Here is an 11,487-nt window from a genome sequence, read left to right as displayed (position 1 = left end):
GCATGAATCCGGACACGTGCATGTGCATGGTCATTCACACGGTCATCACCATGGTCATTCGCACGGTCATTACCACGGCCATTCACATGGTCATTCACATGGTCATGGACATCATGACCATGCACCTGAGGTGACCGCTGACAGCGAAAGGCGGGTCATGCTGGCGATGTGGCTGACCGGCGGGTTCATGCTGGCGGAAGTCGTCGGCGGGCTGGTGGCGGGCTCTCTGGCCTTGCTGGCGGACGCCGGCCATATGCTCAGTGATACCGTGTCGCTGGCATTGGCGTGGGGCGCGTTTCGCCTCGGACATCGCGCGGCGACTCGCAAGCTGACCTTCGGCTATGCGCGTTTCCAGGTGCTCGCCGCGTTCGTCAATGGCCTGACATTGCTGGTCATCGGAGTCGCGATCGTGATGGCTGCCCTCAAGCGCCTGTGGCTGCCGTCTGAGGTGCTGGCAGGGCCGATGCTGGCGATTGCCGTGCTCGGACTTGTCGTCAACATCGCGGCATTCTGGATATTGCACAAGGGAGATCAGGACAATCTCAATCTCCGCGGCGCCCTGTTGCATGTCATGGGCGACCTGCTGGGTTCGGTGGCGGCCATCATTGCCTCGCTGGTCATCATGACCACCGGCTGGAATCAGGCCGACCCGTTGCTGTCGATGCTCGCAGCGGTACTGATACTGCGCGGTGCCTGGTCGCTGGTGAAACGCTCGGCGCATACCTTGCTGGAAGGGACGCCGGAGCAACTTGACCACGAGGAAATCCAGGCGGGTCTGCTGACACTGGAGGGAGTGGATGGCGTGCATGATCTCCATCTGTGGGGCCTGACGCCTCAATCCCCGGTTGCCAGCCTGCATGTGGTGGTGGCCGATACCGGCATTCCCGGCGAGGTGCTTGAGCGGGTCCAGGCCTATCTGCTCGATACCCACGCGATCTCGCACGTCACGGTGCAGCTGGAAGGCGAAGCCTGTCTGCAGGGGTGCGTGTCTCGTTGAAGGAGACGGCTGGCGGCACGCAGGCAGGACAAGTGATGCCTGCGCTCGTGCAGAGCTTGGGAGCCTTCTGACGCAAGACGCCCCGCTGAAAAGCGGGGCGTTGTTGATTGCAGCCCATGGGCTGCCTGATGTCGCGACATCGATGCCTCGAGAGCTCAGTGCTCAAGGATGTCGATGACGTGTCACCTCAATGCTTGGCGACATAGACGGTGCGGATGTTCATGAAGGCACCGAAGCCATATTCGCTCTGCTCACGACCATAGCCGCTGCCTTTGACACCGCCGAAGGGCAGTTGGGCGAAGGGCGTGGTCGGGCGATTGACGAAGCTCATGCCGGCTTCCAGCTGACGCGAGACACGCTCGCCGCGCTCGTCGTCCTTGGCCACCACCGTGCTGCCCAGACCGTAGGGGCAGTCGTTGGCGAGCTCGATGGCATGTGCCTCGTTGTCCGCGACCACCACGGAAGCGACCGGGCCGAACAGCTCTTCATTGAAGGCCGGATTGCCCTGGGTGACGTTGGTCAGCACCGTCGGCGGATACCAGGCACCCTCGCGATCCGGAATTTCGCCACCGCATTCCAGCTTGGCGCCAGCCTTGATGGCACGCTGCACCTGATCATGCAGGTCATCGCGCAGGTCCTTGCGTGACATCGGACCGATATCGACCCCTTCGCTGAGCGGGTCATCCATGCGCATGTCCTTCACTTTCTCGATCAGACGTCTGGAGAAGTCCTCGGCGATCGACTTGTCGACGATCAAGCGCTTGGAGGCGGCACAGCTCTGGCCGGTATTGTCGAAGCGTCCGGCGATGGCGAGATCCACCGCGCGCTCGATGTCGGCGTCATCCAGCACGATCAATGGATCAATACCTCCCAGTTCCAGCACGCTGGGCTTGAGCGCCGCACCGGCCTGCTCGGCGACCTTGCGGCCTGCCTCCTCGCTGCCGGTGAGGGTCACGCCCTGCACGACAGGATCATTGATGATGTCTTCGATCATCTCGGAGCCCACCGGCAGCCAGGTGAAGACGCCATCTTCGAAACCGGCCTCGTGGAACAGCTGGGTGATCAGCTCAGCGCAACCCGGGACGTTGGAGGCATGCTTCATCAGGCAGACGTTGCCACCTGCCAGTGCCGGGGTCGCGAAGCGGATGACCTGATAGAGCGGATAGTTCCACGGCATCACGCCCAGCACTGCGCCGATGGGGTCCTTGACGATCTTCGCTCTGACGGCACCCTCGACGTCGCGCTGCTCGGTTTCCATCAACGTGGGCAGGTTGTCGGCGTAGAAACGCGCGATGCTGGAGGAGATCTGCGTCTCGCTGATGCCCTGCTGATACGGCTTGCCCATCTCATGGGCGATCAAGGTGGCAATGTCCTGCTGGCGCTGATCTATCAGGTCTGCCAGTGCGTGCAGACGTTTCGCACGTTCTTCCAGCGAGAGCTGACGATATTGCGGATAGGCATTGCGCGTATGTTCCAGTTTCTGCTGAACCTCGTCCTTGCTCAGCGTGGCGTATTCATTGAGAACCTTGTCATTGGCCGGATTGGTCGCGGTCAGTGTCTTGTTGCTCATCTTGCCTCCCTATCTGGGTGCTGGTTCAGCGAGTGGCCGAGCGGCAGATATCACATGAGCGACATCGACCTTGGATCAGCCACCTCATTGGCTACACGACAAGAGTTGGAGATGCCGTCGCTGACCTTCAAGAGCCGAGGTGATCGATCTGGCGTCATCTCAGTGTTGCCATTCGAGCACGCGCGTCCCCCTTGAAACGTCACAGGCTGCGTCCATCGAGCCTCGCAAGCCTGCCGCACGGGCTGCCGGCATGCGACAATGGCCCTCTGGTGTCCGGACGCGGGTAAGCATCTCCCCCCCGGGCCATCGACATGAGTGCAAGCGTCACAAGGAAGAGGAAGTCAGCGTGTTCAACAATATTCTGGTGGTGTGTACCGGCAATATCTGTCGCAGTCCGGTCGGTGAGGCACTGCTGAAGCAAGCGTTGCCGGGCAAGACGGTTCACTCGGCGGGTGTGGGCGCATTGGTCGATCATCCTGTCGAACCCACGGCGGCTAGATTCGCTCTCGAGTCCGGTCTGGAGGTTGATGGGCATCGTGCGCGGCAGGTATCGGTCGAGATGTTGACGGCGGCGGATCTGATTCTGGTCATGAGCGATGGTCATCGTCGTGCCATCAACCAGATGGCACCGCAAGTCAGTGGCAAGACGATGATGTTCGGCCGCTGGCTGGCGGGGGGGCAGGGCGAAGAGATTCCGGATCCCTATCGCAAGAGTGAAGAGGCCTTCCGGCACGCGCACCAGAAACTCGTGGACGCTGCGGCGCTGTGGGTCAAGAAACTGTCGTAACCAAGGTCTAATTCTTGCTGATATCTGATCAAGCAACTATACAACCCTGACGAAGAGACTGATTGCCATGCAGTCAGTCTCTTTTATAGGTTCGTCCAGACTCCGCTTTCACGAGAGAGTGGCCGTGCCGAGGGCTGCCACATGATATCGAAAGGACCACAGCGTGATCGCTATCGTCGCTCAAGATGTGAGCTGCGTCCCCGGGCGGTTGTTGGCGATGCCTTGCGACGTCATCACGCAAGCCTTGTGAGCCTGCGTCGAGTTCTCTGCCACCAGCGGTGAAGGCTTGCCGATGGCATAGCCCTGGACGTGGTCGACCCCGATGGACGTCACGCATGCCAGTACCTCCTGGCTGCCAACGAATTCCGCGATGGTCTGCATGCCCATTTCGCGGGCCACCTCGGCGATGGCGCGCGCGATGGCGTAGGAGACACGATTGGTGTCCATGTCACGAATGAAGGCACCATCGATCTTGAGATAATTCACCGGCAGGCTCTTGAGATACCCGAAGGACGATACGCCGCTGCCAAAATCATCCAGTGCGAAGTAGCATCCCAACTCTCCCAGGGTATCGAAGAAGGTGCGAGCATCGCCCAGGCGAGTGATGGCCACGCTTTCCGTAATCTCGAAGCACAGCTTGTGGCCGGGAATCCCGCTGTCACGTACCAGGCTGACCAGCATGTCGCGGAAATTGGGACTGCTGATGGAGTGACCCGAGAGGTTGAGCGACACCCGTGTCAGGCTGGCCAGGTGGGCAGGTTGCGACTGCAGCCAGGCCAGATAATGCCGGATGACGTATTCATCGATGGTGGCAGCCAGCCCATAACGCTCTGCCGCGGGCAGGAAGGCCCCGGGGGCGATGATGCTGCCGTCACGCCCCAGCATGCGCACCAGCACCTCATAGTGCTGCTCATCAGGGGTGCCCGGCCTGGTGCGTGTGCTGGCGATGGGCTGGTGATAGAGCACGAGACGTTGCGCTTCCACCGCAGCGGTGATTTCGGCGACCCAGTGCATTTCCTCCATCCGCTGAGTGACTTCGTCTCCGCTCACGCTATGGCGATGCACCCGGTTGCGCCCAGCGTCCTTCGCTTCATAACAGGCGGCATCGGCAGCGCTGAGCAGATGATGCGGATCACTCTGGCCGTTGCTGATGCTGACCAGGCCGATGCTGGCGCTGACGCTGAACAGCTTGTCGTCCCACATGAATCGGAAATTGGCCACGCTCTGGCGCAGTCGCTCCAGCAGTGGTTCCGCTTCGTCCAATGTCATGCCGGGCATCAACAGACCGAATTCGTCGCCCCCGAGACGTGCCAGAAGATCCTGTGGGCGCAGATCATTGCCGATGACGTCAACTAGCTGGATCAACAGGGCATCGCCCGCGGAATGTCCGCAGGTATCATTGACGACCTTGAATTGATCAAGATCGATATAGGCCAGGCAATGTTGCGAGTGGTCCTCGCGCACGACGTCACAGAACTGCGTCAATCTGCGACGGAAGGCGGCGCGGTTCAGAAGCCCTGTCAGGCTGTCATGGTTGGCTTCATGGATCAGTCGCTGGGACATGGTGTGACTATGGGTCTTGTCGACCAGAGCGACCAGCGTATAGCCGTCCTGCACCGGGGTGGTATCGACGGAGGAGACGCTGACGTCGGCATGCACCGTGTTGCCCCGTGCATGAAGGAAGCGGCAGCGTTGGGTGAAGTGACTGATACCGCCCTCGATCAAGGCAAGGTGGCGTCGTTGCAGCGATGCCAGGTCTTCCGGCTCGATCAGTTCGCGGATATAGCAGCCCTCGAGCGTGGTGCTCGGGTAGCCGAGGATGTCCTCGAGTCGCTGGTTGACCCTCAACAACTGGCCCGCCTTGGACATGTGCGCCATCCCGACGGCGGAGTGCTCGAAGGTGGCGCGATAGCGACGCTCGCTGGCACGCAGTCGCTCCTGGGTCGCGTGACGCTCAAGCTCGGTGGCAAGCTGTGAGACGTGATCACAGGCCGAGCTCAGGAAGGCGAGCTCATCCTCCGCCCATTCGCGTGGACCGCCACACTCCGTGCAACAGATCACCCCGCGAATCTTGCCGGAGATGCGCACGGGGCTATCGAGAATTGCCTGGAGGTCCGTGCTGAAATAGCCATTGAACAACAGCCCACTGCTGGCCTGCTGGGTATCGCTGATCGCCAGGATGCGCTCGGATTTCAGGGCGGTGAAATACTCTCCCAGCTGGCTGTCACACAGCTCTCGGGGGTATGCCCGAGAGGTCGCATCGTGCGGGGCAGGCAGTTCACCGTCGTGTACATGACTCAGTGACAGCCGGGTTCCCTCGGGATTCATCTTCCAGAAACTGACCTTGCGTACCTGCAGGGCATCCGCCACCTGCTGGCAGATCCATGGCATCAGATCTTCGAGCCGAGCGCCCTCGGCATGGTGGGCGTTGCCGAGTCGTATCAGCACGGCCTGCTGACGTTCGTAGCGACATAGCTTGTCGGCCTGTGCCACGGCGGCCATGTGCTGCTGATGGATGTCGAGCAGAGAGCCGATGAAACGATAGGGCGCGTCATCACGCACCTGGAACTGCGCACGCAACTTGAACCAGCGGTAGTCTCCCTGGCGGGTGCGGATGCGCAGTTCAATGCTGAACGGGGTTTCCTGCAGTCGCTGTATCGCGAGAAGCGCCTGGAACTCTTCGCGCATCTCGGGGGCGACTCTTTCATGCAGCGCCTCGAGTCGGCTGTCCAGGGTTCCGGCGCTGTAGCCCAGCTGCATTTCCAGGCGTGGCGATATCGTCAGGCGTTCATTGCCTAGCTGCCATTCGATGATGCCATCGGAAATGCTGCGCAGTATCCAGTTGGCGCGGGTATAGCTGTCGCGCAAGGCTGCACTGAGCTGGGCACTCTGCATGAGGCGCTTCAGCGCCTCGCTGATCATTCCAGCGAGCTGATCAAGCCGCGCCAGGGTGTCATCGTCGGGCAGCGACTGGCGTGGAGAGGTGTCGAACATGCTCATGCATCCGACCACAGCGCCAGTGGCATCATGCAGTGGCAGTCCGATATAGAAGCGTATGCCATCCCCCTTCACTGAACAGGTATCGCGCAGTTCAGCATGCTGATAGGCATCGCGCGTCACCAGAGGCCTTCCCTTGATGACGGCCAGACCACACAGGCTATCGTGCAGCGGAAGGGTATCGGGAATGCTGTCGTCCAGGCTTACCCAACGCTTGAGATGACGCGCGTTGCGCAAGCTGATCAAGGCGAGGGGAGTCCCGGCGAGATCCGCTGCCAGCTCCAGCAGCATGCGGGCCTGATGGTCCTCTTCGCGTCGAAGTGTCTCGACCCATTCCGAAGTGATGGAAGTATCAAGCATCAAGGATTCTGGCATCGCGTAGGCGTGTCCTTGCCGGAGAAGGTGGCGGTTCAGTCGAGTCAGAACACTACCATAAGGCAGCGTTGCCGCCACTGCCGGGCTTTCGACGTGCATCCAGGGCTGCGCCATGCAGCCCACGTCGCGCCCATGGCGGGTACGGCCCGGTATCACCGTGCCGTGATTGGGCATCTATGGCACAATTCGGCCTTTTACCGCACGTCAGATGAGTGCCTTGATGGGGGAGACTGGCCGGAGATGGAGTTGATCAAGGGGTTCTGCATTCTGCTGACATGTCAGTTCGTGGGCGAGGTGCTGGGACGTGCCCTCGTATTGCCGGTGCCTGGACCGGTACTGGGCATGCTGATCCTGCTGCTGGCGCTGATGGTGCGTGGCCGTCTGCGCAAGCGATTGATACCGTCGCCGGACAGGGAAGGTGACGCCGTACGCATCTCGGACAACGATGCCGGTCAACGTCAGCTGCTCCGCGCCATGTTGCGTGAACGAGTGCCCGGCAGTCTCAGGCTTGCCAGCAATGGCCTGCTGGCACATCTCTCGCTGTTGTTCGTCCCGGCAGGGGTCGGGGTCATGGTGCATCTGGACCTCATCGCTCAGGACCTGCTCGCCATCGCGGTGACGCTGGTGGTATCCATCGCCGTGACGCAGTTCGTGACAGCCTGGCTGTTGCAGCGGCTGATAGATCGTCGTTCATCTTTGCAAGGTCCGATGGCCGGCAAGGGAGGGGAACAGTGAATCTCGCCCCTCTGGATGCTCTCTGGGTCTATCTCAGTGCCTCTCCGCTGCTGCACCTGTTGCTGACGCTGGCGGCCTTTCTGCTGGCGACCGTGATCAACCGCCTGGCTCGTGGCGCGTCTCTTGCCCATCCGGTGCTGGTGTCGATTGCCTTGATCATCGGCTTTCTCTGGCTGACGGATACCGACTACGCGACCTATTTCGAAGGCGCCCAGTTCATTCACTTCCTGTTGGGGCCGGCGACGGTGGCACTGGCGGTGCCGCTGTTCGACCATCTTGACCGCGTCAAGCAGATGCTCTGGCCTCTGCTGACGGCCTGTTGCGTCGGTATCACCACTGCAGTGACCACCACGCTCGGTCTGGCCCTGGTCCTGGGGGCGCATACACCGGTGGCGCTGAGCCTGGCCCCCAAGTCGGTGACCTCGCCGATCGCCATGGGGATCGCGGAAAAACTCGGCGGCATTCCCTCACTCACGGCAGGACTGGTGTTGTTGACCGGGACGCTTGGCTGTGTGATCGGTCCGCTGATGCTGCGGCTGTCAGGTGCGCGTGATGATACCGTCAAGGGCTTTACCATGGGCCTGTCTGCCCATGGGATCGGCACGGCTTACTGCTTCTCTTCACTCAGCACCCTGGCCGGTGCCTTCGCGGGCATGTCCATGGGACTGACGGGACTCCTGACGGCCTTCATTCTGCCGCCGCTGGTCCATCTGTTCGGGTTGTAAGCCTTGGGCATCGGCGTCTGGCGCCGGCAAGGGACATCAAGTCTTCCGTCAGACGGCAAGGAAAGAGTCGCTGCTTAATCTTTCGTTAAGCGTTGGTCGGCATCGTGTAGGTCATTCAGCCTGGCATGGTCGAATCGACGATGCCCCGACCAAGGATGTTGCCATGTACCGTCCGTTTCGCTCCCGTGGTGGTTCTGTCGAAAGCTCTCGGCTGGCCGGTCATCGCTTGCTCGTCGAAGCGCCCATGGCCTCGAGTTGCCGGGAGATATGCTGGCAGCTGGCGGGCCATGGCGCCACGCTGACACTGGTGGAGCGCCCGGGAGATGATCTCGCGCTTCTGTGCCAGCTGCTGCCGACTCCTCTGGGGCAACGGCATCGCTGTCTGACCCTCGCCGTCTCGGACGTCACCGGCGAGTCGCTGTGTGAGCAGTTGCTCAGCATCACGCCCGCGTCGCGTCCTCACACCCTGGTGAGCTTGCCGGGTGATGGTGAGTGGCAGCTGGAGGCCGGGCGTGCCATGCATGTTCTGCATGGCTCTGGCTGGCAGCCTGGCGTGCGCCAGCGGGTACTGGAATGTCTCTCGGCCTCTCTTGTCAGGGCGGGGCGGGAGGAATTGGTCGAGTTCATACTGCAGCCGGATGGCCACTTGTTCGCCCCGGTCTCCGCCTGTGCCCACCAGCATGTCAGGCTTCACGTTCCCCCTCTGATCACCGGGGAAGAGTCCCCGCTACTGATGCAACTGGCGCGGCATCAAGGATGCCACCCCATCAGCATCGAGCGTCAGGTCGAGCAGATGGTGTATCCGCTTTGCCTGTTGCGAGCACCGGGGGCGTTGGCTCGCATGAGACTTCGAGGTGGCTGGGCATTGCGCCGCATTCTCGGCCAACCGGAACGCATGCTGGACTCGGGCCTGGAGGCCATTCGCGAAGCGCTTCAACGCATCGTGTTTCGCCGCCAGGAGCGCCGCGCTGTCCTCGGCGCAAGACGACGGGGCAGGGGATGGGGCTTGCAAAGGCCATGGGCGGAGAGAGCCGGGAATCGCGCCTAGTCGATGATGCTGCCATCCCGCTCTCGTCATCTGTCATCAGTGGGGCATGGGATATCCCCTGTTCCCTCTCACGTATCGCTTGTCATCAGGAGACCCCATGCGCGTGCTGCTCGTGGAAGATGATCCACTGTTGGGTGAAGGTATCGGTCATGCCTTGAGTCGTGAAGGCATGAGCAGTGAATGGTTGCGGGTGGGGGGCGATGTCGTGGCCACTCTCAAGCATTCCTCCTTTGATGTCCTGGTGCTGGATCTTGGCTTGCCGGACATGGACGGTCTCGAGGTGCTGACCGCGCTGCGCCGTCGGGGCCACACTCTGCCGGTGCTGATTCTGACGGCACGAGATGATATCAGTGACCGAGTGCGTGGCCTGGACAACGGGGCGGATGATTATCTGGTCAAGCCCTTTGACATTGCCGAGCTGGTGGCCCGATTGCGCGCGCTGGTCAGGCGTCATGCGGGTCAGGCCAACGGATGCCTGCAACTGGGGGCCCTGAGCATTGATCAGGCCGGTCGTTCCGTCACCCTGGCCGGCGCCGAGGTGACGCTGGGGCGGCGCGAATTCGATCTGTTGGAGTTCCTTCTCCTCCATCCCAGTCGTGTCTTCAGTCGGGACCAGCTCGTCGAGCAGCTATACGGTTGGGATGGGGATGTGGAAAGCAATGTCATCGAGGTGCATGTGCATCATCTTCGCCGCAAATTCGGGGCCGGCGTGGTGAAGACCGTACGCGGGGTCGGCTACCGACTGGGTGAGTCCGCGTGAAGTCGATACGCAGTTTTCTGCGGCGCAGCCTCATCGGGGGGGTGATCATCGTGCTGGGGGCAGCTGCCACCTGGAGCTACTTCGATGCCCGTGAGCAGATCGATGAGCTGTTCGATGCACAGCTGGCCCAGAATGCCCGCATGCTGGGCCGCCTCTATCAATCCGAGCTGGCCTCGCTGTCGCCGGTGGCGCGTCAGCAAAGGCTGCAGGAGATGACCTCGGGGCAGTTCAGTCTGCGACCGCCATCCCTGAGCTTCGCGGATGGGCACGAGAAGTCGCCGCTCGGTCATGTCTATGAAGACAAGCTGGTCTTCCAGATGTGGGATGCACTCGGACAGCCCTTGCTGGGACTCTCCACCCCCTCGGTCATGCTCGACTATCTGCCGTTGCCCGGCTATGCCAAGCAGCATACCGATCATCACGACTGGTTCACCTTCACGCTGTATTTCCCTGACAGCGGCATCTGGGTCACGGCCGCTCAGCGGGAAGACGTACGAGATGAATTGACGGGGCAGATCGCACTGCACAACGTGCTGGCGCTGGTGGTCGGGTTGCTGGTGATCGCCTTGCTGATCGGTGTCGCCGTCTCTCGGGGATTCCGTCCCGTGCTGCGTATCAGCCGACAGATCACCGCCCGTCAGCCCGGCTATCTAGAGCCACTTGATGCCAGTGAGGCGCCGGACGAGATTCGCGGGATGGTGGATGCGCTCAACGGCTTGCTGAGACGCTTGGCCGACACGCTCGACAAGGAACGTCGCTTCACTGCCAATGCGGCTCACGAGTTGAGAACGCCCCTGGCCGGCATCAAGGTGCATGCCCAGAATGTCGAGGCGGATGCCACCGATGAGAACTCGCGGCGTTCGGCGCGCATGATCGTCGATGGTGTCAATCGCATGACGCGTGTCGTGGAGCAACTGCTGACGCTGTCGCGGCTGGAGAGTGGTGCCGAGGTGCCGCGCAGTCACGTCGATCTCGGGCATCTGGCGCATGAACTTGCGCGGGATCTCGGCCCCATGGCGCGCCAGCGTGGCGTCGGGATGTCCGTCGACGTCACGCCCGACGCGCAGTTGATCAGCCACGAGAACGGCCTCTATGTGCTGCTGCGCAATCTTCTCGACAACGCGCTGCGCTATACGCCTGAGGGGGGGGAAGTGCGTTTGAGCATTCGGCGCCGCGAGACCTCTCTCGGCGATGGTCTGATCATGGAAGTCATGGATACCGGCCCCGGCATTCCGCCCCGTGAGCGTCAGCGGGTCCGGGAGCGCTTCGTGCGTCTGGCGGGGCAGAACACCTCGGGGTCAGGGCTGGGCCTTTCGATCGTCGATGAACTGGCCGAGCGCCTGGGAGCGGAACTGACCCTGGATGACAGTCCGTTGGGGAGTGCGGCGTCGCCCGGTCTGTCAGCTCGATTGCACTTCGGCTGAGCTCGCGTTGCATGCTGCGCCCTGGCGGTTGCGCAAGTTGCATCACGGCTCTGGCATGCAGGCTTCAGG

The 11,487-nt window shown here is 61.7% G+C and carries 9 protein-coding genes; 7 read left to right on the top strand and 2 right to left on the bottom strand.

The genetic code is table 11. The features are described from left to right. Positions 1-157 precede the first annotated feature (157 nt). On the top strand, positions 158-997 hold the full coding sequence (locus QD172_RS01420) for a cation diffusion facilitator family transporter (RefSeq protein ID WP_240704330.1): 840 nt from the start codon (positions 158-160) through the stop codon (positions 995-997). Between the two features lie 187 nt (positions 998-1,184). Here the strand turns inward: QD172_RS01420 and QD172_RS01415 are convergent, their stop codons facing one another. Then, positions 1,185-2,567 (bottom strand): NAD-dependent succinate-semialdehyde dehydrogenase, encoded by a 1,383-nt coding sequence (locus QD172_RS01415; protein ID WP_279854645.1) that lies wholly within the window; start codon positions 2,565-2,567, stop codon positions 1,185-1,187. A gap of 346 nt (positions 2,568-2,913) precedes the next feature. Here QD172_RS01415 and QD172_RS01410 point away from each other — a divergent pair, with 346 nt between their 5' ends. Then, a complete protein-coding gene (locus QD172_RS01410) occupies positions 2,914-3,354 on the top strand; it encodes a phosphotyrosine protein phosphatase (protein ID WP_077375822.1) in 441 nt (146 codons plus the stop codon). A gap of 180 nt (positions 3,355-3,534) precedes the next feature. Here QD172_RS01410 and QD172_RS01405 read toward each other — a convergent pair whose 3' ends face one another. Next, positions 3,535-6,711, bottom strand: a complete 3,177-nt coding sequence (locus QD172_RS01405; RefSeq protein ID WP_279854644.1) for an EAL domain-containing protein — start codon at positions 6,709-6,711, stop codon at positions 3,535-3,537. Between the two features lie 255 nt (positions 6,712-6,966). On the opposite strand from QD172_RS01405, the gene QD172_RS01400 reads away from it, so the two are divergent. The 5 genes from QD172_RS01400 to QD172_RS01380 all read left to right on the top strand — a co-directional run bounded on the left by QD172_RS01400 (position 6,967) and on the right by QD172_RS01380 (position 11,418). Beyond that, the gene (locus tag QD172_RS01400) at positions 6,967-7,461 is read left to right on the top strand and encodes a CidA/LrgA family protein (protein WP_136939356.1); all 495 of its coding nucleotides are present in this window, start codon (positions 6,967-6,969) and stop codon (positions 7,459-7,461) included. Then, a complete protein-coding gene (locus tag QD172_RS01395) occupies positions 7,458-8,186 on the top strand; it encodes an LrgB family protein (protein ID WP_084208532.1) in 729 nt (242 codons plus the stop codon). Before QD172_RS01400 ends, QD172_RS01395 begins: the two co-directional genes overlap by 4 nt. Positions 8,187-8,349: 163 nt before the next feature. Then, positions 8,350-9,234 carry a hypothetical protein gene (locus tag QD172_RS01390; protein WP_279854643.1) on the top strand — a complete coding sequence of 295 codons (885 nt, stop codon included), beginning with the start codon at positions 8,350-8,352 and terminating at the stop codon, positions 9,232-9,234. A 97-nt stretch (positions 9,235-9,331) separates the two neighbouring features. Further along, the gene (locus tag QD172_RS01385; protein WP_077375836.1) at positions 9,332-9,994 is read left to right on the top strand and encodes a response regulator; all 663 of its coding nucleotides are present in this window, start codon (positions 9,332-9,334) and stop codon (positions 9,992-9,994) included. Continuing rightward, entirely contained in the window at positions 9,991-11,418 is a 1,428-nt protein-coding gene (locus QD172_RS01380; protein WP_176503433.1) for an ATP-binding protein, read from the top strand. The genes QD172_RS01385 and QD172_RS01380 overlap by 4 nt, the downstream gene beginning before the upstream one ends. Positions 11,419-11,487: the final 69 nt, after the last annotated feature.

Origin of the sequence: Cobetia sp. 10Alg 146 (assembly GCF_029846385.1) — a bacterium.
Lineage (GTDB): Bacteria > Pseudomonadota > Gammaproteobacteria > Pseudomonadales > Halomonadaceae > Cobetia > Cobetia marina.
This window is presented reverse-complemented; position numbering and strand designations above follow the sequence as displayed.